This window comes from Microterricola gilva (genome assembly GCF_004217495.1).
In the GTDB taxonomy this organism is placed as follows: Bacteria; Actinomycetota; Actinomycetes; order Actinomycetales; family Microbacteriaceae; genus Microterricola; species Microterricola gilva.
In genome coordinates, this window is the sequence record NZ_SHLC01000001.1 from 1,000,530 (window position 1) to 1,025,466 (window position 24,937).

At 68.3% G+C, this 24,937-nt stretch carries 22 protein-coding genes; 12 read left to right on the plus strand and 10 right to left on the minus strand.

All coding sequences use genetic code 11. The features are described from left to right. The first annotated feature begins 1 nt into the window (after position 1). From EV379_RS04500 to EV379_RS04510, 3 genes are read left to right on the plus strand one after another with little or no spacing between them, the layout of a single operon-like run. Positions 2-844 carry a hypothetical protein gene (locus EV379_RS04500; protein ID WP_130505083.1) on the plus strand — a complete coding sequence of 281 codons (843 nt, stop codon included), beginning with the start codon at positions 2-4 and terminating at the stop codon, positions 842-844. Beyond that, positions 831-1,565, plus strand: coding sequence for a M23 family metallopeptidase (locus EV379_RS04505; RefSeq protein ID WP_130505084.1), 735 nt, complete (start codon positions 831-833; stop codon positions 1,563-1,565). The genes EV379_RS04500 and EV379_RS04505 overlap by 14 nt, the downstream gene beginning before the upstream one ends. Before the next feature lie 32 nt (positions 1,566-1,597). Continuing rightward, positions 1,598-1,927: a hypothetical protein gene (locus EV379_RS04510; protein WP_130505085.1), complete on the plus strand. Its 330-nt coding sequence runs from the start codon at positions 1,598-1,600 to the stop codon at positions 1,925-1,927. Here the strand turns inward: EV379_RS04510 and EV379_RS04515 are convergent. Next, entirely contained in the window at positions 1,924-2,589 is a 666-nt protein-coding gene (locus EV379_RS04515) for a tyrosine-type recombinase/integrase (protein WP_130505086.1), read from the minus strand. The genes EV379_RS04510 and EV379_RS04515 overlap by 4 nt on opposite strands. 542 nt (positions 2,590-3,131) lie before the next feature. Here EV379_RS04515 and EV379_RS17135 point away from each other — a divergent pair. After that, positions 3,132-3,281, plus strand: coding sequence for a hypothetical protein (locus tag EV379_RS17135; RefSeq protein ID WP_165397287.1), 150 nt, complete (start codon positions 3,132-3,134; stop codon positions 3,279-3,281). Between the two features lie 630 nt (positions 3,282-3,911). Here the strand turns inward: EV379_RS17135 and EV379_RS04525 are convergent. The 9 genes from EV379_RS04525 to EV379_RS04565 form a co-directional block, all read right to left on the minus strand. After that, the gene (locus EV379_RS04525; RefSeq protein ID WP_130505088.1) at positions 3,912-4,295 is read right to left on the minus strand and encodes a VOC family protein; all 384 of its coding nucleotides are present in this window, start codon (positions 4,293-4,295) and stop codon (positions 3,912-3,914) included. A 79-nt stretch (positions 4,296-4,374) separates the two neighbouring features. Beyond that, positions 4,375-4,968 carry an energy-coupling factor transporter transmembrane component T family protein gene (locus EV379_RS04530; protein WP_130505089.1) on the minus strand — a complete coding sequence of 198 codons (594 nt, stop codon included), beginning with the start codon at positions 4,966-4,968 and terminating at the stop codon, positions 4,375-4,377. 205 nt (positions 4,969-5,173) lie between these two features. After that, complete coding sequence (locus tag EV379_RS04535; protein WP_130505090.1) at positions 5,174-6,970, minus strand: glycoside hydrolase family 15 protein; 1,797 nt, start codon at positions 6,968-6,970, stop codon at positions 5,174-5,176. A 98-nt stretch (positions 6,971-7,068) separates the two neighbouring features. Beyond that, on the minus strand, positions 7,069-7,749 hold the full coding sequence (locus tag EV379_RS04540; RefSeq protein WP_130505091.1) for an energy-coupling factor ABC transporter ATP-binding protein: 681 nt from the start codon (positions 7,747-7,749) through the stop codon (positions 7,069-7,071). Next, the gene (locus EV379_RS04545) at positions 7,746-8,921 is read right to left on the minus strand and encodes a thiolase family protein (protein WP_242616234.1); all 1,176 of its coding nucleotides are present in this window, start codon (positions 8,919-8,921) and stop codon (positions 7,746-7,748) included. The genes EV379_RS04540 and EV379_RS04545 overlap by 4 nt, the downstream gene beginning before the upstream one ends. Beyond that, entirely contained in the window at positions 8,914-10,197 is a 1,284-nt protein-coding gene (locus EV379_RS04550) for an AMP-binding enzyme (protein ID WP_130505092.1), read from the minus strand. The genes EV379_RS04545 and EV379_RS04550 overlap by 8 nt, the downstream gene beginning before the upstream one ends. Then, on the minus strand, positions 10,194-10,823 hold the full coding sequence (locus EV379_RS04555) for a biotin transporter BioY (RefSeq protein WP_130505093.1): 630 nt from the start codon (positions 10,821-10,823) through the stop codon (positions 10,194-10,196). The genes EV379_RS04550 and EV379_RS04555 overlap by 4 nt, the downstream gene beginning before the upstream one ends. Positions 10,824-10,940: 117 nt before the next feature. Then, positions 10,941-11,333 (minus strand): hypothetical protein, encoded by a 393-nt coding sequence (locus EV379_RS04560; protein ID WP_130505094.1) that lies wholly within the window; start codon positions 11,331-11,333, stop codon positions 10,941-10,943. Positions 11,334-11,419: 86 nt separating this feature from the next. Then, positions 11,420-11,608: a hypothetical protein gene (locus EV379_RS04565; RefSeq protein WP_130505095.1), complete on the minus strand. Its 189-nt coding sequence runs from the start codon at positions 11,606-11,608 to the stop codon at positions 11,420-11,422. 102 nt (positions 11,609-11,710) lie between these two features. Between EV379_RS04565 and EV379_RS04570 the strand changes: the two genes are divergently transcribed. From EV379_RS04570 to ilvC, 8 genes are all read left to right on the plus strand, one after another. Next, positions 11,711-12,319 carry a TetR/AcrR family transcriptional regulator gene (locus EV379_RS04570; protein ID WP_130505096.1) on the plus strand — a complete coding sequence of 203 codons (609 nt, stop codon included), beginning with the start codon at positions 11,711-11,713 and terminating at the stop codon, positions 12,317-12,319. A 28-nt stretch (positions 12,320-12,347) separates the two neighbouring features. Next, the gene (locus EV379_RS04575; protein ID WP_130505097.1) at positions 12,348-15,281 is read left to right on the plus strand and encodes an MMPL family transporter; all 2,934 of its coding nucleotides are present in this window, start codon (positions 12,348-12,350) and stop codon (positions 15,279-15,281) included. Beyond that, positions 15,281-17,227 (plus strand): YhgE/Pip family protein, encoded by a 1,947-nt coding sequence (locus tag EV379_RS04580; RefSeq protein ID WP_130505098.1) that lies wholly within the window; start codon positions 15,281-15,283, stop codon positions 17,225-17,227. Before EV379_RS04575 ends, EV379_RS04580 begins: the two co-directional genes overlap by 1 nt. Before the next feature lie 180 nt (positions 17,228-17,407). After that, positions 17,408-19,705, plus strand: a complete 2,298-nt coding sequence (locus tag EV379_RS04585) for a bifunctional alpha,alpha-trehalose-phosphate synthase (UDP-forming)/trehalose-phosphatase (RefSeq protein ID WP_423203235.1) — start codon at positions 17,408-17,410, stop codon at positions 19,703-19,705. Positions 19,706-19,745: 40 nt separating this feature from the next. Beyond that, positions 19,746-21,440, plus strand: coding sequence for a dihydroxy-acid dehydratase (gene ilvD / locus EV379_RS04590; protein WP_130505099.1), 1,695 nt, complete (start codon positions 19,746-19,748; stop codon positions 21,438-21,440). A 47-nt stretch (positions 21,441-21,487) separates the two neighbouring features. Beyond that, positions 21,488-23,329, plus strand: a complete 1,842-nt coding sequence (locus EV379_RS04595) for an acetolactate synthase large subunit (protein ID WP_130505100.1) — start codon at positions 21,488-21,490, stop codon at positions 23,327-23,329. A 3-nt stretch (positions 23,330-23,332) separates the two neighbouring features. Further along, entirely contained in the window at positions 23,333-23,842 is a 510-nt protein-coding gene (gene ilvN / locus EV379_RS04600) for an acetolactate synthase small subunit (protein ID WP_055833448.1), read from the plus strand. Positions 23,843-23,886: 44 nt separating this feature from the next. Next, the gene (gene ilvC, locus EV379_RS04605; protein ID WP_130505101.1) at positions 23,887-24,912 is read left to right on the plus strand and encodes a ketol-acid reductoisomerase; all 1,026 of its coding nucleotides are present in this window, start codon (positions 23,887-23,889) and stop codon (positions 24,910-24,912) included. The last annotated feature ends 25 nt before the right edge of the window (positions 24,913-24,937 follow it).

The following is a 24,937-nucleotide window of genomic DNA, read 5'->3' on the forward strand; positions in this document are numbered from 1 at the left end:
AATGGCAAACGGAGACGCGGCAGCAGCCGCAGGCATGGACGTGGTGCCCGGCGCCTCGGATCGCCGCCAAGGCTACGACGAGATCAACAAGACCCGCGACTACATCGCGGACCGCACCTCGGCGGTGACCCCGATCGCGAAGGGTGGCACCGGGGCGATCACCGCGGCGGCCGCCCGCACAGCGCTCGACGTGCCCAAGAAAGGCGACGTGCCGACAAGCGCCGCGTTCACATCGCTGTCCAATGCGGTGGGCACGAAGGTAGGGAAGCTCGGCAACGACATCATCGAGCTGGACTGGGACGTTGACGGGCTCATCATGCTCATCAACGGCTTCACCCAGGGCAAAATCGTCACCACGGGCCGCCCGCAAGGGTTCTACCGGAACGGCGAGGCGCTCAACACCGGGGGCAACGGGCTCGCCTCTCCCGGTGCACGGGGCCAAACCATCACCACGAACTACGCAAGCATCTACGCGGACGGTTCCGGCGTGTTCGGCATCCCCGGCTCGACAAGGGCAATGAAGAAGGATCTCACCGAATGGTCGCACGAAGACGCCGCCCGCTTCCTTGAGTTGGTGAGCGCCTACCACGGCCGCTACCTGACCGACTTCGACGACTCACCGATTCGACCGTTCATGATCGTGGACGAGTTCGAGGACGCCGGGTTCGAGCAGTTCGTGGTCTACGACGCTGACGGCATCGGCCAAGGCCTGCATTACGAACTAGTGACCGTCGCCCTGCTAGCCGTCGCGAAGCTTCACGCGGCGCAGCTCGCCGACATCGACGGCCGTGTGACAGCGCTAGAAGGCATCAGCGCAGCAGGAGGCGACCATGAGCTGGGTTGAGTTCTACGCAGACCCCGACCTCGCGGACGGCTTCGACTCCACCGCAGGCGACCGCGCTAACCCCCACCGAGGCCTCGACTTCTCGCATGCCGGCGGCACGTCGATCCCGTCGTATGTGGCGGGCACGGTCGTGATAAACGAATGGTCGAAAGCGCTCGGTTGGATCCTCGAGGTGCGCACACCGCTCGGCCGTTACGTCGGTTACCGGCACATGAAGGAACGCTCGCCGTTCAGCGTCGGCGACGCTGTGAAACTCGCCCAGGGCATCGGCTTCGTCGGCAACACCGGCAGCGCATCTCGCGGCAACCACCTCTGCACCACGAACGCCAGCGGGCAGGGCGGCGTGCACGGTTACCCGGCACTCGTGTCCGACCCGTGGCCGTACATCCAAGCCGCGATCGGCAGCTCCACTCCCGCGGGCGGCAACCTCACACCAACCACCCCTGCAGCACCGACCTCCCAGAGGAGAGACACCATGGCACGACCGATCCGGCAAGGAACACCCGGACAGACCTACTACAACGGCTGGGCGCTCGTCGGCGAGACAACCTTCGAGCTCAACCCCGCCAACGAAGCCCTCGCGAACGAGTGGGGTCGAATCTGGAACGGGAAGTCGGGCCAGTACGACGTCGTCACAGCGACGGAGTTTCACAACGCTCTGGCCGGGGTCAACCGTCGCCGGGCGCAGAACGGGCTGCCCGCGCTCCCGCTGCCGAAGTAGTCAACAACATCCCAAGAATCGGAAGGCAACTCATGAACAAGACCATCATCCTGCTCGGCTTTTTCGTCCTGATCCTCGTCGGCCTGATCGGCTGCGCGGTGCTCTACATCTACCGGCCTGACGAGGTGGGCAACTTCGTCACCTCAGTGGTGACGCTGCTCGGCATCGGCTCGGCTGCGGTCGTGACCATCTTCGGGCTCGGCGAACAGGCGAAGAAGCTCGACACGATCAAGTCGAACACGAACGGCACACTGTCGGCGATGCAGGAGGAGAACAAGCGCCTCACGAACATCATCGTCGAGCGCGGGCTGGACGCCACCACCGGCAGCGGCCAGCACCGCGCCGACGACTCCGAGTCCTAGAAGTTCACGGCACGACGCGTCGCGCCGTCCTCGACGAGGGTGTATATCTGCGTGGTCGCCACGGAGGCATGCCCCAGAAGCTCCTGGACGGCGCGAATGTCGCCGCCTGAGCCCCGGTAGGCGTTCGTGGCGAACCAGTGCCGCAGCATGTGCCCGGTGACGTTCGTGGGCAGCGCCTCGCTGATCAGCTTCGAGACGTAGCCGGGGGAGAGGTGCCCGTCGATGCGACCGGGGAAGATGTAGCCGGGCTCTAGTTGCTTGAGCATGTGCTCCAGCTCGTCACGAAGCGGAACGGTGCGCTCTTTGCCGCCTTTGCCGTGCACCAGGATCGACGAGCCTACGAGATCGGGGAAGACGTCGTCGGTGTGCGCCTTGGCGATCTCGCCGCAGCGCATCCCGGCGTGTGCGGCGAGGTTGACCATCAGCCGCACCCGCCAGTCGTGCGCCCGCTTGCCCTCGTCAACGGCCTTGGTCGGCGCTGGGCGGGGTCTCCCGGTCTGAACTTTGACCTTGGGTAGGCTCGCGGATGGATCGGTGTCGATGCGGCCTGTGAGGTGCGCCCAGCGGTAGAACGCCCGCAGGCTAGAGCGCATGCTGTTGCGGGACGATGCGCCGAGCTTGGCATGCCCGCCGAGGTAGCCGGCCAGAAAGTCGACTGTCATAGGAAACGGCGCCCGCCCCGTTTCCGAGGCGAAGCGCCGCATGTGGTAGCTCCGCAGGTACAGGGTGGTCTCAGGTTGCCCGGCCGCGCGCATCCACGTCAGGTAACTCTCAAGGTCGGCACGCCAACCATCTGGCGTCCGTATCGCTGTCTTCATATTTTCATGTTCGAGGCGCAGCGAGGGCCGATCACTGAACGACTCGGCCCCCGTCCGAGTGCCCGTCATTCGGGGGACCGAGACCCTAAATCATGCGGTTCAGGGCGCGGCTTGAAAAGGGCCGGCTCGGGCGTCGGGGGCGTTTCCGTCCACCCGGTCGAGCCGGGGTGCGGCCACGGCAGCAGCGGCCGGAAGTTCCACCCACCGGGCTCGCGGCCCGCGTCCTCTTCGGCCATGCAGTCGACACAGACCTCGAACATGAACGACGGGCACGCGGTCAAGTCGGTGGGCTCGCCGTCCTCGTCGCGGTGATCGCACTCGCCCTCGGTGCAGTCTTCCCACCACGCCTCAAGCTCGACGTGTTCGGCGTGTGCGACGATCGACGCATGAGCGACGCTGACGAGACCGAGCCCCTCACCGTCGAGGAGGTCGTGCTCTGCGCGGCGAGCTGGCTGGAGAGCGTCGGCGATGGCACCGTTCCCCACGCCGAGTGGCTCCGCCGCTGCCGTGAGGCCGTCGAGGTCGGCGCGGTCTGACCCGCTCGGCTCAAAAAGGTGTGCGGGATCTTGCGCACCTTTTTCGTCGGCGAGCATGCACGCGCCGAACATGAGACCGTTGACGAGCCGTTCAGGGCAGGAGCGGCCGGGGCCGTCTTCGGCGTCGTGTGCGTGCACGTTCGGCACACGCTCGATGAACGGCGACGCCTGGCATCTGCTGCAGTAGTCGAACATCACCACGAAGGTGCTGCCCGTGCTGCCACCACACTGTGCGCAGATCACGAGAGAACCTCGGCCAGCACGTCTTCGGCTGCCCAGATCGCGAGCAGGTCGTCGGCGGTCGAAACTCTTAACCAGTGGGTTCTCGGTTCAAGTCCGAGGGGGTGCACCAACTAACCGCCTAGGTCTCACGACCTAGGCGGTTTTTACGTTCGAGGGTATAGCAACCCTCACAGCAACAAGGCCTCGCACCTCATCAAAATGGGGGAGCGGGGCCTCTTGTCGCCGGCGGCACGACGATTCAGCTGCGCGCGTTCTGCGCCACACTCCGTGTTTCGCCGTGGTTGTTGCTGGCGCAGAGCGCGGCAACTGGCGCAGAACTCGTCGCGGATTCCGATGCAGCCGTTGGTGCGTGCCGCTGAGGAGCCGCTGGCGCTCCCTCAGTCGGTGCTACCGCGCGGCGTCGTCGCGGGGCGGCAACTGCTGCAGCGCCCAGGTGTTGCCGTCGGGATCGGCGAAGAACACGAAACGCCCCCACGGCTGCTCGTCGACCTCGCTGGCGTCGACGCCACGGCTGCGCAGCTCGTCGCGGGCGGCGTCGGCATCCGGGACCACGATCTGCACGCCCTTTTGCGAGCCGGGCGGCATCTCCGTGATGCCGGTGCCGAGCACGATCGAGCAGGCCGAGCCAGGCGGGGTCAGCTGCACAAAGCGCAGGTTCTCGTTGATGACGTAGTCGTGGTCGTCGTTGAATCCGACCTGGTCGACGTAGAACGCCTTCGCGCGATCGACGTCGCTCACGGGGATCGCTACGAGTTCAATCTTCCAGTCCATCGGGGCTCCCATGCTCTCAGTACCGCGTCCTCATCGAGGGTATGACGGCCCCGCGCGGTCGACAAGGGGTGCGGCGAGCTCAGTCGTCGAAGCCGCGGGCAATCAGCGCATCGCCGAGTGCCTCGGCGTTCTGCAGCGAGCGCACGATCACCGGAACCGCCAGCGACTGCAGTGAGCCCTGCGTTCCGCGTGCGCGCCTGGCCTCGATCACCTCGCCGACGATGGCCGCGATCACCGGAATCGAGCGGATCGTGAGCGCCAGCAGCAGGCCGATGCGCTCGGGATCCACCCAGCGTCGGAACGGCCGGAGCAGGCTCACGCAGGCGTCGAGCACGGCGCTGACGGTGGTCGTCATCGTGAAGATCGCCGCGAAGAACACCGCGATGATCAGGCGGCCGGCCATCAGCGCCGCTGTCACCCAGTCGCCGAAGACGAGCTGCAGCGGAACGGCGATCACGAGCACCCAGAGCACGGGGGCGACCTGCCGCCAGAGCCCGATGAACGGCAATCGGGCGGATGCCGCGAGCAGCACGCCGAAGGCCAGCACCACGCCGAGCTGCCACGGCTCGCGGAGCACCACGCCCACGCCGATGACGAGCGAGAGCAGCGCCAGCTTGAGCAGGGCGGGCGCCCTGTGCAGCAGGGAGTCACCCGGGTGGTAGAGACCGATCACGTCTTTCAGCGTAGGACGCGGCCGGCGGCGCCGGGCCGGCCGGGCGTACAAGAAACGGGGTCAACACTTGGCCGGCCGCCGGCCGCCGCCCACCACGCTCGGGGCCCGGGAAAACTGCACGGGCCCGGTGAATACGCCGGGCCCGTGCACAGTTCGCGGGCCGCGACGGATGCCGGCGGCTCGACGCGGCACGGCGAAGACCGGGTCAGCGGCCGGGGGAGACCGTGCCCTGCAGCGCCTCCGCCGCCCAGATCAGCGCGAGGTGGCTGAGTGCCTGCGGAGTGTTGCCTGCCTGGTGCCCCGCGCCGACGTCGTATTGCTCGGAGAGCAGGCCGACATCGTTGCCGAGCGCGAGGAGCCGCGTCATCAGCGCCTCGGCCTCGGCCTGCCTGCCGGTGCGCGCAAACTGTTCCGCCAGCCAGAACGAGCAGGCCAGGAACTGGTTCTCGCCACTCGGCAGACCGTCGACGGAGGTGCGCGTGCGATAGCGCAGCAGCAGGCCGTCGCGGAGCAGATCCTGTTCAATGGCCGCGACGGTGCCGAGCATGCGCGGGTCGTCCGAGGCGCAGAACCCGACCTGAGGGAGCACAAGCAGCGCCGCATCGACCTCCTCGCTGCCGAAGAACTGGGTGTACGAATTGCGCGCGACGCTGAAGCCACGCTCCTCGATGTCGCTGCGCACGTTGTCGCGCAGGGTGCTCCAGCGCACGAGCGGGCCCTCGAGCCCGAACTCGGTGATGGCACGCACCGCACGGTCGAACGCCGCCCACACCATCACGCGGGAATGCGTGAACTCCCGCGCCGGCCCGCGCATCTCCCAGATGCCGTGGTCCGGCCGTCGCCAGTTCTGCTCGAGGAACTGCATGAGCGCCCGCTGCAGCGGCCAGGAGAACTCCGTCTCCGGCACGCCGGCCTCGCGGGCGGCGTGCATGGCCACCATCACCTCGCCGATGACATCCGACTGGAATTGCCCAACCGCCGCGTTCCCCACCCGCACCGGGGCGGAGTCCCGATAGCCGGGGAGCGTCGTGAGCTGGCGCTCCGGCAGCTCGCGTTCCCCCGCGAGCCCGTACATGATCTGCACGTCGCCAGGGTCGCCGGCGACGGCGCGCATCAGCCAGTCGCGCCACGCCTCAGCCTCGCGGGCATAACCCTGGCCGAGCAACACCTTGAGGCTCAGCGAGGCGTCGCGCAGCCAGACGTAGCGGTAGTCCCAGTTGCGGATGCCGCCAGCCTGTTCCGGCAGCGAGGTCGTCGCCGCCGCGACGATCCCGCCCGTCTCCTCGTTGGTGAGTGCGCGCAGCACGAGCATCGACCGCACGACCGCCTCGCGATACGGGCCCTCGTGGCTGCAGCTGCGCGCCCAGCTCCGCCACCATTCGGCGGAGCTGCGCTGGTTCTCGTCCACGTCGATGGGGCCAGGGATCGGCCGGTGCGATGGGTACCAGCTCAGCTGCAGCTCGCGGGTCTCGCCGGCCTGCACGGTGAAATCGGCGATGTGTTTGCGCCCCTCGGCATGCATGCGGACACCGCGGATGACGCAGGCGTCCGGCCCCGCGACCGCGACGAGCGCGTGCGGCTCACCGGCCGGAGCCCTGGCGTCCTTCATCTGGCGCATCCACGGCACGGACGATGCGTAGCCGAATCGGACGCGGAGATCCATGTGCATGTCGATGCTCCCGCTGAGACCGCGCACGCGGCGCACGATGTCCGGCCCGCCGCCGTGCGGCATGAAGTCGATCACCTCGACCTGGCCGCCCTCCGTCTCCCACAGCGTCGAGAGGATGAAGGTATCGCTCAGGTAGGAGCGCCTGGGGATCGCAGCGGGATCGGCAGGCGCGAGCAGCCACCGCCCGTGTTCCTCGTTGCCGAGGAGGGCGCCGAACATCGACGGTGAGTCGAAGCGCGGCAGGCAGAGCCAGTCGATGCTGCCGTTCCGGCCGACGAGGGCGCCGGACTGGCAGTCGCTGATCAGCGCATAGTCCTCGATGTCGAGTGCCATGACGCCATCCTGACAGCCGGCCGGCCGCCAGAGAAGAGCGGGCCCAGAGAAGAGTACGCGGAGAAGAGCACGCGGAGAAGAGCACGCGCAGGAGGAGATCAGGCCAGCAGGGCCCGATAGCGGCTGATCGCGGCATCCGGTACGTCGTCGCCGACGATGCGTCCGTCATCGATGACGATCACCCGGTCGAAGCCGGCGAGCAGCTCGAGCTGGTGCGTCACGACGATGACCTGCTGATCGAGGCCGGTGAGCATCTCGGTGATGAGACGGGCATTGCGGGCGTCGAGCAGCGTCGTCGGTTCGTCGGCCACGACGATCGCCGGCTCCGTCACGAGCACGGACGCCAGCGCGAGCAGCTGTTTTTGGCCGCCGGAGAGCCGGTGCGCGGCGTGGTCCGCGTGCCCGGCGAGGCCGAAGCGCTCCAGCGTCGCGGCGAGCCGCTCCGCGCTCTCCGCCGCGCTGAGGCCGCGCCGACGCAGGCTGAATGCCACATCCTCGGCCACCGTCGGCATCACGATCTGGTTGTCGGGGTTCGTGAACACGAAGCCGACGCGGCGGCGTACCTCGCGACCCTTCTTGCTCACATCGAGCCCGTCGACGGTGACGCGGCCATGATCGGGCGTGACGAGGCCGTTGATCATGCGGGCGAGCGTCGACTTGCCTGAGCCGTTGGCGCCGACGATGCCGACGCGGTGCTCGCTGATCGTCAGCTCGATCTCCTGCAGCACGCGGCGCTCGCCGTAGCCGTGCGAGACGCCCTCGAACACGATGGGGCTCATGCCGCACGCTCCACGAGCATGGCGATGCCCTGGCCGCCGCCGATGGAGCAGGCCGCGAGACCGTAGCGCTCACCGTCGCTGGCGAACATGCGCGCGGCGAGCCGCACGAGCAGCACCGCTCCGGATGCACCCCAGGGGTGGCCGAGCGCGATGGCGCCGCCATCGGAACAGATGCGGTTCTCGTCGAGGCCGACGGCGTCGCTGACCGCGAGGAGCTGGGAGGCGAAGGCCTCGGTGATCTCGATGGCGTCGAGTTCGGATGCCGCAACGCCCGTGCGGGCGAGGAGGCGCTCGATTGCCAGGGCGGCACCGATGCCGGGCAGGGCGGGGTCCGAGCCGGACGCCGCGCTCGCGACGATGCGGAGACCGGGCAGGCCGAGCTCGGCGCGCACCGCCTCGCTGGTCACGGCCATCGCGGCCGCCCCATCGGAGATCCCGCAGGAGTTGCCGGCCGTGACGGTCCCGCCGTCGGTGAACGCCGGGCCGAAGCGGGCGAGGCGGCTCGCGTCGAGCGTCGCGCGCGGGCGCTCGTCGCTGGCGACGCCGCCGATCGGGACGATCTCCGCGTCGAAGCCGCCGCGGTCGCGGTGGGCGCTCGCCAGCTCGTGCGAGCGGGCTGCCCAGTCGTCCTGGCGCCGGCGGGAGATGCCGAAGCGGTCGGCGACGGCGTCCGCGGCCTCGCCCATCTCCGGGTCCGGCCAGCCGCTCGGTGCGAACGGGGCGCGGGTGTAGCGTCGGGCCTCGCTGTCGCCGTGGGGCGGCCAGAACCGCCACGGCGCGGTGGACGCCGACTCCGCGCCGCCGGCGAGCACGAGCTCTGCATTGCCGGCGCGCACGAGCGTTGCGGCCTGCGCGACGGCCTCGAGCCCCGAACCGCACTGCCGGTCGACGGTGACGGCCGGCACACTCTGATCGAGGCCGGCGCGCAGACCTGAGAGCCTGGCGACGTTGCCGCCTGGCCCCATGCAGTTGCCGAGCACGATCTCGCCGATCGGCCGGCCGGATGCGGCCACCGCGTCGGCGATGGCGCGCAGAACGGGCGCGGCGAGTCCGTCGACGCTGTGCTCGGACAGGCCGCGGCCGCTCGTGGCGATGGCGCTCCGCTTGGCAGCAACGATCACCGCACCGGTCATCGGTGCGTCGCCGGGGTGCGGCATCCTGTTGCTAGACATCGCGTGGAGCTCCAAACTCGCTGAAGGGGATCGTGCCGTCGTCGAGCCCGGCCCGCAGCACGCCCTTGGCCAGTTTGCCAGACGCGGTGCGGGGGATCGCGTCGACGAGCAGCCAGCGGCGGGGGCGCTCGATCGGCGTGAACAGCCCGCGCGCGGAGGCCACAACGGCGTCGAGTGCCCCCGCACCGTCGAGTGCCGCTGTGCGCTCGAGCACGGCGAGGACGCTCTCGCCGAGGATCGGGTGCGGTTCGGCCAGGACCGCGGCGGTGCCGACACCGGGGATGCCCTCGATCGCGCGCTCGATGTCCTCGCTCAGCACGGTGCTCCCCGCGGTGGTGACGGCGGCATCCGCGCGGCCGCGCACCCGCACCGTGCCGTCGTCGCCGAGGTCGATGAGGTCGCCGACGCTGGCGAAGCCGGAGTCGTCGCGGAGGAGCGCGCCGTTCGCCGAGCCGACGTAGCCAAGCGACAGGTACGGGGACCGCACCCAGGCTGAGCGCTCTCCACCGTCCTCTCCACCGCGCAGCTCGAGCTCGACGCCGGGGAACGCGCGGAGCGCTCCCGCACGGTCGCCGATGGCGACGAAGGAGAGTTCCGCGGCCCCGTAGTACTCGGTGACGGTGCTGCCGCGCTGCTCGGCGGCCGCGCGCCCTGCCTCAGGGAGGGCGGCGCCGGCCACGATGATGCGCTGGGGCAGTCGCTCGGCCGAGAGGATCCGGCGCAACACGGCCGGCGTGCAGTGCACGGCGCTCGCCGCGGTGGGGTCATCGCTCAGCTCTGCTCCCAGCCACAGCGTGTGCAGGGCCGCGAAGAGGTGCATCGAGACGTGCAGCGGGCCGGTGAGCACGACGGTGTCGCCGCGGCCGAGCCCGGTCGCGGCGGCGAACGGCGCGAAGGAGTCGTGCCACGACGCCGCAGTCCTGGCGATGGCCCTGGCGCGGCCGGACGAGCCGGACGTCATCACGATCAGCCCAGCGGATGCCGGAACGTGCTGCGGCAGCGGCGCGGGGTCGCGCGCATCACCGATCATCACGGGGCGCCCCCGGTCCAGAGCCGCGAGGACGGTGACCAGCAGCTCGGTGTCGTCTGCGCTGTCCGCGCGGACGACGACGCCAGGAGTGGGGTTGCTCCGAGCGACGTCGTGCCGGGCGACGCGCTCGCGCAGCGCCCCGTAGCTGAGCGCGCGCCCGCCGAATCGCAGCGCGGTGTCAGCGTCTGCGCCGCCCAGCCACCGCGCCGTGCCCGCCGACGTATCGCTCAGCAACGGACTGCTCACCGGGGGGTGATGAGCCCGGGCCAGGCGCGGTGCACCTGCTTCGCGGCGAGCACCGTCACGATGACCTTGAGGATGTCACCGGGAAGGAAGACCAGTGCTCCGGTGAGTGCGACGGTGAACGGGACACCCGTGCTGACGGCGACCCACGGAACGCCGATCGCGTACATGACGACGATGCCGCCGAGTGCCGTGGCTCCCAGGGCGGGCCAGAGCGGGTAGCGGGGGAGCAGCCTGGCGGTGAACCAGCCGATCACGAGTGCGGCGAGGAGCCAGCCGAGCAGGTAGCCGCCCGTTGGGCCGAGGAACACGCCGATGCCGCCGCGGCCGCCGGAGAGCAGGGGGAGACCGGCGGCGACGAGCACCTGCAGCAGGAGGACGGCGAGGAATCCGTTCCGGGCGCCGAGGATGGCGCCGGCGAGCATCACGCCGAGGGTCTGGAAGGTGATGGGGACGGCGGTGCCGCCGAGGTACAGCGAGCCGGGCAGGCCGAGGGCGGCGATGAGCGCGGCGAAGGTGGCGATGGACGCCAGGTCGCGGGCGCCGAGGGTGCGTCGCGGCGCACGGGGGCCGGAGGCTGCGGGGGCGGGGGCCGAGGTCGGCTGTGGCGGCAAGCTCTGCTGTGTCATGAACACAACGCTAGAAGCGGGGCCGGATGCCGCGCTCAATCTGCCGTACAAAAAACGACGGCAGATTCTGGAATGAAGCGTCTGAACCGCGGAGCCTGGAGCGGAGAGTCTGGAGGGCTAGGCGACGGCGCGGTGCGATGCGGTCTCAGCGTGCGCGCTGCGCGGGGCGTCCGCACGGTTTTGATCGGTGCGGTTCTGATCGGCCCACACCGCAACGGGGGCGGGATTCCAGCTGAGCGCGCTCGGCTCGGTTCCCGGCTCGTTCCGCAGCGCGTCGCGGCCGTCCTCAACGGTGCGCGTGAGCTCGCCGGCAATCTGGCGACTCAGCATCGTGTGGAAGATCTCGTCAGTGTCGCCGTCCGCACGGCGAACGAGCGTCCACTCCCCGGATGCCCCGATGATGTCGGTGAGCTTGTTGTTGATGAGCTCGAACAGTGCCTCGGAGCTGAGCTCCGGCGCAGGGGCCAGAAGCACTGGCGCGGTCTGGCGGCGCCGGCGGAACATTGCCACGATCTGTCCTCTCGCTCGCTTCGGGTAGCAGGATCAGTCTGCGCTATACTCGCCCGAATCTGCGGCTGACACGCCGCGGCGCGCTGTTACTTCTCGAGCGCGCGCTCTCTGGCCTCGTCGCGCACCGCGGTTATCGCGAGGGTGAGTGAGATGCCCCAGCCGAGCCACATGAGGGCCAGCCGCCAGTCGCGCGGACCGTTGCGTGTGGCTTGAACGATGCCCCAGCTGCTGGTCACCGCGCCGATGACGGCGCCGTTGAACAGGTATTTGCGCATGTGTCTGCACCTCCGTCCTCTCACGTTAGCGTGACTGGGAATTCGCCCCAACCCTGACCGATCGTGCAGTTCCTGACCGATTGGTCAAGTAGCATGGGGCGCATGCCCTCAGTAGACGCCGATTCGGCCAACGCCAGCACACGCCCGAAAGCGAGCGACGAGCTGCGCACGATCGCACTCGAGCAGTTCGCATCGACGGGTTTCTCGGGAACCTCGTTGCAGCAGATCGCCGACGAGGCCGGCTACTCCAAGTCGAGCGTGCTCTACCACTACGCCAACAAGGAAGCACTGCTCGAAGCCGCGATCGGCCCGGCTATTGACCGCCTCGGCGCCCTGCTCGCCCGATTCACGGAGCGCGGCCCATCCCTCGAGGCTCGTGGGCTCTTCGTCGAGGATTTCATCGACTTCCTGCTCGACTACCGGCTCGAGGTCTACACCTTCATCAATCAGGGGAGTTCGCTCCGCGGCATCCCCGTGATCGATCGGGCGAACGCATTCATCCTCGAACTGTCGAACACCATCTGCGATGAGAACGCCAGCACAGAAGACAAGGTGCGCTTCGGTGTCGCGCTCGGCGGTGCGGCGTACTCCCTGGTCGCAGGCATGGCCTTCCTCGACGGCGAGGACCTTGGCCCCGTCGACGAGGTGCGAGCCGCCCTCATCAAACTCGTCGGCGAGCTGCTTGCTCCCGTTTCCATCCCCTCCGCCTGACCCCCCTACTACGAGCAGGACAAACACAGTGGCAACGTTTCTCTACCGAATCGGTCGTTTCGCCTATCGCCGTGCATGGCGGGTGATCGGCGCATGGATCCTGGTCCTCGCCGCAATCCTCGGCGGCGGTCTCGCCCTCGGCGGTCAGTTCGAGGAGTCGTTCTCGATTCCCGGAACGGAATCGCAGCTCGCGATCGACAAGCTGAACGCGGTGTTCCCGCAGGCATCGGGCGCGGCCGTCGAGACCGTGTTCCAGGTTCCGGACGGTGAATCCGTCGAGGATGCCCAGTACAAGGACGCGATCGAAGAGACGATCTCGGCCATCGAGGGCATCGACGGCGTCGCCGCGGCCATCAGCCCGTTCTCCGAGTACGCGGCCAACGCCGTCTCAGACAACGAGGAGACCGCGATCGCGCGCGTGCAACTCGAGGGAGCATCGACGGATGTTACCCAGGAGACGATCGACGCACTGACAGCCACCGGCGAGATCGGCCGTGACGCAGGCATGACCGTGGCATTCGGCGGTCAGGTCTTCCAAGACACCACCTTCGGGCTCACCATCGTCGAGGTGTTCGGCGTGCTCTTCGCCGGAGTCGTGCTCGTCATCACCTTCGGGTCGCTGCTCGCGGCCGGCATGCCGCTGCTGATGGCCCTCGTCGGCGTCGGCGTCGCGATCGGCGGCATCCTCCTCGCGGCGGCCTTCGGCAGCGTGTCGAGCACCGCCCCGATGCTGGCCGTCATGCTCGGCCTGGCCGTCGGCATCGACTACTCCCTGTTCATCCTCTCCAGGCACCGACAACAGCTCGCCCGTGGCGTCGACCCGGAGGAGTCGGTCGCAACCGCCGTGGCGACAGCGGGCGGTGCAGTCGTCTTCGCCGGCATCACCGTGATCATCGCCCTGCTCGGTCTGCTCATCGTCGGAATCCCGTTCCTCAGCACCATGGGTGTCGCAACCGCGTTCGCCGTGCTGATCGCCATGCTCATCGCCGTCACCCTGCTCCCGGCCGTGCTCGGCCTGATCAAGGGTCGGATGGCGCCCAAACCCGGCAGCCGTGCTGACCGCCGCGCGCTCGCCGACGACGACGCCAAGCCGACCATGGGCCGTCGCTGGGTGAACACCGTGCTGAAGGCGCCGATCGTGGCCGTCGTGCTCGTCGTCGGCGTGCTCGGCACGCTGGCGATCCCCGCGTTCAGCCTCGACCTCAACCTGCCGACCGGCGCGGCGGAGCCTGCCGGCTCGACGCAGCGCGAGGCCTACGAACTCATCGCAGACGGATTCGGTCCCGGCTACAACGGACCGCTCGTCGTGGTCGTCGACATCACGCAGACCACCGACATCGTCAACGATCTCGACACGATCCGCGCCGAGCTGGATCAACTCGACGATGTCGCATTCGTCAGCCAGGGGCTGCCGAACCCGAGCGTCGACACCGCGATCATGCAGGTGATCCCCGAGAGCGCGCCGGACGACCCCGAAACGAAGGAGCTGGTGCAGAACATCCGTGATCTCGCGCCGAAGATCGAGGACGAGCTGGGCACGCCCATCACGGTCACGGGCCAGACCGCCGTCACCATCGACATCTCGAACAGGCTGAGCGACGCGCTCGTGCCGTTCGCGCTCATCGTCGTCGGCCTCTCCATCATCCTGCTGATGATGGTGTTCCGTTCGATCTTCGTGCCGATCAAGGCCGCCATCGGCTTCCTGCTCTCGGTGTTCGCCGCGATCGGCGCGACAGTCGCCGTGTTCCAGTGGGGCTGGTTCTCCGAGCTGCTGCACGTCGAGCACGTCGGTCCGATCCTCAGCTTCCTGCCCATCCTGCTGATGGCCGTGTTGTTCGGCCTGGCCATGGACTACGAAGTCTTCCTCGTCTCCGGCATGCGGGAGGAGTTCGTCAAGACAGGCAAAGCTCGATCCTCCATCGTGCACGGCTTCCAGCACTCCGCCCGAGTCGTGACGGCCGCGGCGCTGATCATGTTCTTCGTCTTCTTCTCCTTCGTGCCTGAAGGCGCAGGACCGATCAAGGGCATCGCGTTCGCGCTGGCGATCGGCGTCTTCTTCGACGCCTTCCTGGTTCGAATGACGCTGGTGCCAGCCGCCATGGCACTGGCAGGCAAGGCGGCCTGGTACCTCCCGAAGTGGTTGGGCCGGCTGCTCCCGAATGTCGATGTCGAGGGGGAGAGCCTCCGGGCACACCTCGACGATCTGGCCTGGGCCAGACAGCAGAACTCGGCGCTGACCGCGGATGACGCCTACCTCGGCCTCCCCGCACAGGCGATGGGGCCGCTGAACTTCGCCATCGACTCCGGCGCCGTCGTGACGGTGCAGGGGGATGCCTCGGCACGCCGCGTCTTCGCCGCCTCGCTGGCCGGCCGCCTCGGCCCGGTCGCAGGCAGGCTGCAGCTGCTCGGATCGCCGCTGCCGTCCGAGCGCTCCCGAGCGCTGCGCCGCGTCGGTCTCATCGACGTCGGCGCCGGTCAGCGGCACGACCTCGACCGCACCGTCGGCGAGGTGCTCAGCGAACGTCTCGAACTCTCACTGCCCTGGTACCGCGCCCGGTTCGGCGGCGACGCGGAGCGGGCATGGATCGACCGCATCAACGCCGCACTGCGGGCAACGGGAACGAGCCTGCGCCCGATCGACGCCGAGACGAGCATCTCCTCGCTCAGCGCGCTCGGCCGTGCAACCGTGCTCGCGGCGAGCGTGCTCACGGAGCGGCCGGCCGTGCTCATCGTCGACCTCGGCGACGCGCTGCCCGTTGATGCCCGCGGCCGCAACATCGCGCAGGTGCTGGCGGCGCTGGCACCGGCAGACACCACGATCGTGTTGGCGGCGGGAGACGCCGTGAACGCGGCATCCGAAGCCCTCATCGGGGCCAGGGCCAGCACCGCGATCGCGCTGCCGGCGCCGGCCGCCGCCCCGACAAGAATCGAAGAAGTCCAGGAAGATGAGGTGGCGCGCTGATGAGTGCCCGACTTGAGAAACTGTTCCGCCGCACGCCTGGCCAACGGCGCACCCGCATCGCCATAATGCTGGCCGGTGTGATCGTGGTGCCGCTGGCCATCGCCGGGCTCGTCTCCGGTGCGCTCGCCAGCGCGGATGAGCGACTCGACACGGTGCCTGCCATCGTCGTCAACAACGACGAGATGATCACGGCGACGCTGCCAGACGGCAGCGAGCAGATGATTCTGGCCGGTCGCCAGCTGGTGACGGAGCTCACCGGCCCAGACATGGCCGGCTTCGAGTGGACGATCTCGAACTCGGAACAGGCGGCCGATGCGCTCGCCGCGGGCGACGCCTACGCCGTGCTGACCATCCCGAGCGACTTCTCCTCCGCCATCAACTCGCTCTCCGGCGACGAGCCGACGCAGGCCGATCTGCAGATCCGCACGGATGACGCACACGCCTACCTCGCCGGCTCCGCCGCGCAGTCGGTCGGCGAGGCCATGACCAGCGCATTCGGGCGCGAGATCACGACCCAGTACCTCACGGCCTTCTACTCGGGAATCGCCGAGATGGGCGACTCGCTCGGCACCGCAGCGGATGGGGCAGACACCCTCGCCGGCGGCGTCGGAACCCTGGCAACCGGCCTCGACTCCCTGGCCGGCGGTGCGACGACGGCCGCGAGCGGTGCAGGCGAATACGCCAACGGAGTGAGCGAGTTCGCGGGCGGCGTGACGAGCTACACCCAGGGCGTCGACGGCATCGCCGGTGGTCTCGGAACGCTCAACCAGAGCGCGGCCCAGCTGACGCAGCTCAGCGACGGCGTGAAGCAGTACACCGACGGAATCAGCGGCGGAGCCACCCAACTGAGCGCTGGGCTCGGGCAGGGCATTCAGGCGCTGGAATTGCTGTTGCCGACGCTTGCCCCAGAGCAGGTTCCAGCGGCGATGGGCGCTCTGGAAGCTATGAAGAAGGTGCAAGCGGGGGCTGACCAGCTCGTCGGCAGCGGCGACCAGCTCGCCTCCCAGACCGCGACCGCCATCGGCGGCGTGCAGGGCGGCATCTCCCAGCTGGCCGGCGGCGCCGCGCAGCTCTCGGCCGGGTCGGACGGACTGCGCGGCGGCGCAAACGCCCTCGCCGGTGGCGCATCGGAGTTGGCTGGCGGCGTGAGCCAGCTCGCCGAGGGTGCCGGAGCGTCGGCATCCGGTGCACATCAGCTGCAGGAGGGCGCCAGCTCGCTAGCGACCGGCCTCGGAGACGGCGCTGAGCAGGCCAGCGCGCTCGGCGGAACGGACCCGAAGGCCACGGCCGAGGTCATCGCCGAACCCGTCGGCGTCAGCCTCGAACGCGACAACGAGATCGCCACCCTCGGCGAGATCATCGGGATGGTCTTCGTGCCCGTCGGGCTCTGGATCGGCGCCCTCGCGATCTTCCTCCTGATGCGACCGGTGAGCGCGATCGCGCTCGGTTCGACCGCACCGACGGCCAGGATCGTCGGGCGCGGGCTCCTGCGCGGCTTCGCCATCGCCGCCGCCCAGGTGCTCGTTATCGTGGCGCTGCTGCACACCACCCTCGGTGTCTCGTGGTCGAGCCTGCCGGCAACGCTGGGCTTCAGCCTCCTGATCGCCGCCGCATTCGTTGCAGTGCACCACCTGCTGGTGACCGGATTCGGCCGTGTCGGCGTCGTGATCTCGCTGGTGCTCCTCGCGGTGCAGCTGACGAGCGCTGGCGGACTCTACCCGGTGGAGATCGTCGCGGCGCCTTTCCAGGCGATCAGTCCGTTCCTCCCGCTTACCTGGGCGGTGCAGGGCATGCAGGCGATCGTGGCCGGTGTCGGCGGCTCGGCGGTCGGAACGCCGGCCGTGGTGCTCGCGCTCTTCGCGGTGATCTCGGCGACGGCGTCGCTCGCGGTCGTCGCCAGGCGCCGCGGAGCACGTTCCTTCGCCTTCGCGTTGGCGCAGAGCTAGCGCGGACAACGCCCGCGAGTTGCCAGAGATGGCCCATTCGCGGGCGTTGGAGGGGCCATCTCTGGCAACTCGCGCGCGAGCTGGACAGGCGGATGCCGGATGCGGCGGCCCGGGGCGGAGCGGGTCCGGCCGCGAAATGCAACGGGGGAGACGGGTGCTGGGGCGGCTGCTAGCCTCGGAGTGAGAGCAAGGTGCGAGCACCGCTCGTGCCGGAACGGATTCATCATCTCCGCCCCAGCAAGCCCCGCCCCCGCACACACCGTCGCGTACGGCGACTACGGCCTCGTCGTCGTGTCGAACCGCCTGCCCGTCGACTTCGTCGTCGATGCGGACGGCAACGAGGGCTGGCGCTCGTCGCCTGGCGGCCTCGTCACGGCGCTCGAACCGGTGATGCGCGAGGCCGACGGGGCCTGGGTCGGCTGGGCAGGGGTCGCAGACCGCGAGTTCGAGCCGTTCGAGAACGACGGCATCTCGATCGTCCCGGTTCCGCTCAGCAACGAGGAGCTCGAGCGCTACTACGAGGGCTTCTCCAACGACACCCTGTGGCCGCTCTACCACGACGTCATCGCCCCGCCGAGCTACCACCGCGAGTGGTGGGAGAGCTACGTGATCGTCAACCGGCGATTCGCCGCCGCCGCGGCCATGGTCGCCGCGCGCGGCGCGACCGTCTGGGTGCACGACTACCAGCTCCAGCTCGTGCCCGCGATGCTGCGCGGCCTGCGCCCGGACCTCGTGATCGGCTTCTTCAACCACATCCCGTTCCCGCCATACGGCATCTACTCGCAGCTGCCGTGGCGCAAGCAGATCATCGAGGGCCTGCTCGGCGCCGATGTCATCGGCTTCCAGCGGGTGGCGGATGCCGGCAACTTCACCCGCGCGGTGCGCCGCCTCTTCGGCTACACCACCCGGCACACCGTCGTCGAGGTGCCGACGCAGAACGGCGAGCTCCGCCGCGTCGTCGCCACCAACTTCCCGATCTCGATCGACGTCGCCGGCTTCGAGGAGATGGCGGGACGGCCGGAGATCCAGGCCAGGGCGCGTGAGATCAGGGCCGGGCTCGGCAACCCGGAGACCGTGATGCTCGGCGTGGACAGGCTCGACTACACGAAGGGCATCGCGCACCGGCTGAAGGCGTACGGCGAGCTCCTCGCGCAGGGCAGGCTCGACATTGAGAACACCGTGCTCGTGCAGGTCGCGAGCCCGAGCCGGGAACGTGTCGCGACCTATATGACGTTGCGTGACGAGATCGAACTGCAAGTCGGCCGGCTGAACGGAGACCACAGCTCGATCAGTCACACGGCCATCGCCTATCTGCACCAGGCGTACCCGCGCGAGGAGATGGTCGCCCTCTATCTGGCGGCCGATGTGATGCTGGTCACCGCCCTCCGTGACGGCATGAACCTCGTCGCCAAGGAGTACGTCGCCTGCCGCGTCAACAACGACGGCGTGCTCGTGCTCAGCGAATTCGCCGGGGCATCCGATGAACTCAAGCAGGCACTGCTGATCAACCCGCACGACATCGAGGGCCTGAAGGATGCCATCGAGACCGCCGTGCGGATGCCGGCCAAGCAGCGTCGCAAGCGCATGAAGACGCTGCGCAAACGGCTGCGCCAGAACAGCGTCTCCGACTGGGCGAAGGCGTTCCTCGACGACCTCACCGGTCGTGCCGCCGTCGAGCCGGGCGTGCCAGACACCCTGATCACCAAGCTGCGCGAGGTGGCTGCGAGCGAGCGGCTGCTCGTCGCGCTCGACTTCGACGGCACGCTGGCCCCGCACGTCGACCGGCCGGAGGACGCGAGGGCTCTGGAGAGTGCCCGCACCGCCGTGATGCGGCTCGTGGCGCTGCCGGAGACCCGCGTCGCCTTCGTCTCCGGTCGTGCCCTGGTCAGCCTCGAGCAGGTGGCGGAGCCGCCGGAGTCCGTGCTCCTTACCGGCTCGCACGGCATCGAGATGAAGCTCGATCAGCCGGAGATCTCACTCAATCTGCTGAGCGAGGAGATCGCCCAGCTTGCGAGCCTGGCCGAGATCCTCGATGGCATCGCGTCCAAGGCCGAGGGCGCGTGGGTCGAGCGGAAGCCAGCCGGTTTCGCCCTGCACACCCGGCTCGTGCCAGCACCGACAGGTCTGGCGCTGCAGCGCACGGCCAGGGCGAGCGTCCAGGGCATCCTCCCGAGCCTGTCCGTCCTCGAGGGCAAGAACGTGCTCGAGTTCTCGGTGCGCAGCGGCAACAAAGGCGACGCACTGCAGCAGCTCCGCGCGTACACGCAGGCCACCTCTGTGTTCTACGCCGGCGACGACGTCACAGACGAGCACGCCTTCGCGGTGCAGGGCGCAGGCGATCTCTCGCTCAAGATCGGGCAGGGCTTCACCGTCGCCGGAAACCGGGTGCGGGGTCCGGAGGAGCTCGCCGAGGTGCTCGCGCTGCTCGCCGATTTCCGGGCGGCACAGGCCGGAGCGTTGGACCGTGCCCGCTCCTGAAGCGGCGTAGTGGAGCCTCCCGAGGTTCTAGACTCAAGCCATGCCTGAGATTGATATCAAGCCACGAAGCCGTGCAGTCACTGATGGAATTGAAGCCACGACCAGCCGCGGAATGCTCCGCGCCGTTGGAATGGGCGATGAGGACTGGGACAAGCCCCAGATCGGTATTGCGAGCTCGTGGAACGAGATCACCCCGTGCAACCTGAGCCTTGACCGGCTCGCACAGGGCGCCAAGGAAGGCGTGCACTCCGGCGGGGGATACCCGCTGCAGTTCGGCACCATCTCCGTCTCCGACGGCATCTCGATGGGGCACGAGGGCATGCACTTCTCGCTTGTCTCCCGCGAGGTCATCGCCGACTCGGTCGAGACCGTCATGATGGCCGAGCGCCTCGACGGCTCCGTGCTGCTTGCCGGCTGCGACAAGTCGCTGCCAGGCATGCTGATGGCCGCGGCCCGGCTCGACCTGGCATCCGTGTTCCTCTACGCGGGCTCCATCGCGCCCGGCTGGGTGAAGCTCTCCGACGGCACGGAGAAGGAGGTCACCATCATCGACTCCTTCGAGGCCGTCGGCGCCTGCAAGGCGGGCACCATGACCGAGGAAGACCTCAAGCGCATCGAGTGTGCCATCGCCCCCGGCGAGGGTGCATGTGGCGGCATGTACACGGCCAACACCATGGCATCCGTCGCGGAGGCCCTCGGCATGAGCCTCCCCGGCTCGGCGGCGCCGCCATCGGCCGACCGCCGTCGCGACTACTTCGCGCACCGTTCGGGTGAGGCCGTCGTCAACATGCTGCGCCTCGGCATCACGGCCCGTGACATCCTCACCAAGAAGGCCTTCGAGAACGCCGTCACCGTCGCCATGGCTCTCGGCGGCTCGACCAACGTCGTGCTGCACCTGCTGGCCATCGCACACGAGGCAGAGGTCGAGCTCACCCTCGACGACTTCAACCGCATCGGCGACAAGGTTCCGCACCTGGCCGACATGAAGCCGTTCGGCAAGTACGTCATGGCCGACGTCGACCGCCACGGCGGCATCCCCGTGCTCATGCGTGCGCTGCTCGAGGCCGGCCTGCTGCACGGCGACGCGCTCACCGTGACGGGCAAGACCGTCGCAGAGAACCTCGAGCTGCTGAACCCCGACCCGCTCGACGGCGAGGTCATCCGCACCCTCGACAACCCCATCCACGCAACCGGTGGCATCACCGTGCTGCAGGGGTCCTTCGCTCCGGAGGGCGCAGTCGTGAAGACCGCCGGTTTCGACGCCGAGGTCTTCGAGGGTCCGGCACGCGTCTTCGAGCGTGAGCGTGGGGCGATGGACGCGCTCACGGAGGGCAAGATCAGCAAGGGTGACGTCGTCATCATCCGCTACGAGGGCCCCAAGGGTGGACCCGGTATGCGCGAGATGCTCTCCATCACCGCCGCCATCAAGGGCGCCGGACTCGGAAAAGATGTACTACTCTTGACGGACGGCCGATTCTCAGGTGGCACAACCGGACTGTGCATCGGCCACATAGCACCCGAAGCAGTGGACGCTGGTCCCATTGCCTTCGTGCGCGATGGTGATCTTATACGGGTCGATATCGCGGCCCGCTCCCTTGACCTACTTGTCGACGAGACTGAGCTGGCCGCCCGCCGTGAAGGCTGGGCACCCCTTCCCCCGCGCTATACCCGTGGCGTTCTCGCGAAATACTCCAAGCTCGTGCACTCCGCCGCAGAAGGCGCAGTCACCGGCTAGTAGCCCGCGATTCATTCATCCATCACGTACCCAAGGGACTTCACCGTATGTCTACGGAATCTCAGAACGTGCCTTCGCCGGCCGCACCCAAAACGGGAGCGGCCGCGCAGGCGAACTCATTGACCGGGCCGAGTAAAACCGGCCCAGAGAAGATGACGGGGTCAGGCGCGATCCTGCGCAGCCTGGAGCTTCTCGGCATCAAGGACGTCTTCGGCCTTCCGGGCGGAGCCATCATCCCGTTCTACGACGAGCTCATGTCGTCGACGGCCATCCGGCACATCCTGGTGCGTCACGAACAGGGCGCAGGCCACGCGGCGGAGGGCTACGCCTCCTCGAGCAACCAGGTCGGCGTCGCGATCGCGACATCCGGCCCTGGTGCGACGAACCTCGTCACCGCCATCGCCGACGCATACATGGACTCGGTGCCGCTGCTGGCGATCACCGGCCAGGTGTTCTCGACGCTGATGGGAACGGACGCCTTCCAGGAGGCCGACATCGTGGGCATCACGATGCCGATCACCAAGCACTCCTTCCTCGTGAAGCGCGCGGAGGACATCCCGGCGACGATCGCCGCCGCACACCTGATCGCCTCGACCGGTCGCCCCGGCCCCGTGCTCGTCGACATCACCAAGGACGCCCAGCAGGGCGAGATGACCTTCAGCTGGCCGCCGAAGATCGAACTGCCCGGCTACCGTCCCGTCACCAAGGCGCATGGCAAGCAGATCCAGGCCGCGGCCCAGATGCTGGCCGAGGCCAAGAAACCGGTGCTCTACGTGGGCGGCGGCGTGATCCGCGCCCGCGCCTCCGCCGAGCTCAAGGTGCTCGCAGAGGCATCCGGTGCCCCCGTCGTGACCACGCTGATGGCCCGCGGCGCGTTCCCGGACTCGCACCAGCAGCACCTCGGCATGCCGGGAATGCACGGAACGGTCCCCGCGGTGCTCTCGCTGCAGGAGGCCGACCTCATCGTGTCGCTCGGCGCCCGCTTCGACGACCGTGTCACGGGCAAGGTCGGGCTGTTCGCGCCGAACGCCAAGATCGTGCACGTCGACGTCGACCCGGCCGAGATCTCCAAGATCCGCAACGCCGACGTGCCCATCGTCGGTGACGCCAAAGACGTGATCATCGATCTGACCGCTGCCCTGGCCGAGGCGACGGGCGGCACAGCCCCCGACCTCGGGGAGTGGTGGAGCTACCTCGACGATCTGCGCGAGCGCTACCCGCTCGGCTACAGCAAGCCGAGCGACGGCCTGCTCGCACCGCAGTACGTGATCCAGCGCATCGGTGAGCTCACCGGTCCGGAGGGTATCTACGCTGCCGGCGTCGGCCAGCACCAGATGTGGTCCGCGCAGTTCATCAAGTACGAGCGTCCCAACGCCTGGCTGAACTCGGGTGGTGCCGGAACGATGGGCTACTCGGTGCCGGCCGCCATGGGTGCCAAGGTCGCAGAGCCCGACCGCGTCGTCTGGGCGATCGACGGCGACGGATGCTTCCAGATGACCAATCAGGAACTCGCGACCTGCATGATCAACAACATCCCGATCAAGGTCGCGATCATCAACAACTCCTCGCTCGGCATGGTGCGCCAGTGGCAGACCATGTTCTACGAGGGCCGTCACAGCTTCACCGACCTGAACACCGGTCACGAGACGGCGATGGTTCCAGACTTCGTCAAGCTCGCCGATGCATACGGTGCCCTCGGCATCCGCGTGCGAACTGAGGACGAGGTCGACGCCGCGATCAAGCTGGCGCTGGAGACGAACGACCGCCCGGTCGTCATCGACTTCATCGTGAGCCGCGACGCCATGGTGTGGCCGATGGTCCCGCAGGGCCTGTCGAACAGTTCCATCCAGTACGCCAAAGATCACGCACCAGCCTGGGAAGAGGAGTAAGCCATGAGCACCCACGTTCTGAGCCTGCTCGTCGAAGACAAGCCCGGCCTGCTGACCCGAGTCGCCGGGCTCTTCGCCCGCCGCGGCTTCAACATCGAGAGCCTCGCCGTCGGCCACAGTGAGATCGAGGGCCTCTCTCGCATCACCGTCGTCGTCGACGTCGACCGCCTGCCGCTCGAGCAGGTGACCAAGCAGTTGAACAAGCTCGTCAACGTCATCAAGATCGTCGAGCTCGACCCGACCCAGTCGGTGCAGCGGGAACACCTGCTCATCAAGGTCAAGGTCGACAACACGACCCGTTCGCAGGTGCTCGAGGCGGTCACGCTGTTCCGTGCCCGCGTCGTCGACGTCGCCAACGATGCCCTCGTGATCGAGGTCACCGGCGATTCGGGCAAGACGAGCGCGCTGCTGCGCGTTCTCGAGCCCTACGGCATCAAGGAGATCGCCCAGTCGGGGCTGCTCGCCATCGGCCGCGGCTCCAAGTCGATCACCGAGCGCGTCTTCAAGAATTAACCCCCACTTTCACACTCACCACCACCAAGTAGAGAGAAACACGCATGTCTGAGATTTTTTACGACAAAGACGCCGATCTGTCGATCATCCAGGGCAAGAAGGTCGCCATCATCGGTTACGGCTCGCAGGGTCACGCCCACGCGCTGAACCTCCGCGACTCCGGCGTCGAGGTCGTCATCGGACTCAAGGACGGCTCCAAGTCGGCCCCGAAGGCACAGGACGAGGGCTTCACCGTTCTCTCCGTCGCCGACGCTGCCGAGTGGGCAGACCTCATCATGATCCTCGCTCCCGACCAGCACCAGCGTTCGATCTACAACAACGAGATCAAAGACAAGCTGTCCGCCGGCAAGACCCTTGCCTTCGCTCACGGCTTCAACATCCGCTTCGGCTACATCGACGCCCCGAAGGACGTCGACGTCATCCTCGTCGCCCCGAAGGCCCCCGGCCACACGGTTCGTCGCGAGTTCGTCGCGGGCCGCGGCATCCCGGACATCATCGCCGTTGAGAACGACGCGACCGGCCAGGCCTGGGACATCGCGCTCTCGTACGCCTCGGCCATCGGCGGCGCCCGCGCCGGCGTCATCAAGACCACCTTCACCGAGGAGACCGAGACCGACCTGTTCGGTGAGCAGGCCGTTCTCTGCGGCGGCGTTTCGCAGCTCGTCCAGTACGGCTTCGAGACCCTGACCGAGGCCGGCTACCAGCCGCAGATCGCCTACTTCGAGGTGCTGCACGAGCTCAAGCTCATCGTCGACCTCATGTGGGAGGGTGGCATCGCCAAGCAGCGTTGGAGCGTCTCCGACACCGCCGAGTTCGGTGACTACGTCTCCGGCCCGCGCGTGATCGACCCCTCCGTCAAGGAGAACATGAAGGCCGTTCTCGCCGACATCCAGAGCGGTGCATTCGCCAAGCGCTTCATCGACGACCAGGATGCCGGTGCACCCGAGTTCCTCGCGCTGCGCGCAAAGGGCGAGGCTCACCCGATCGAGGAGACCGGCCGCGAACTGCGCAGCCTCTTCGCGTGGAAGCAGCTCGACGACGACTACACCGACGGCAGCGTCGCACGCTAGTCAGCAGCTCGTGGTCAGTAGTCAC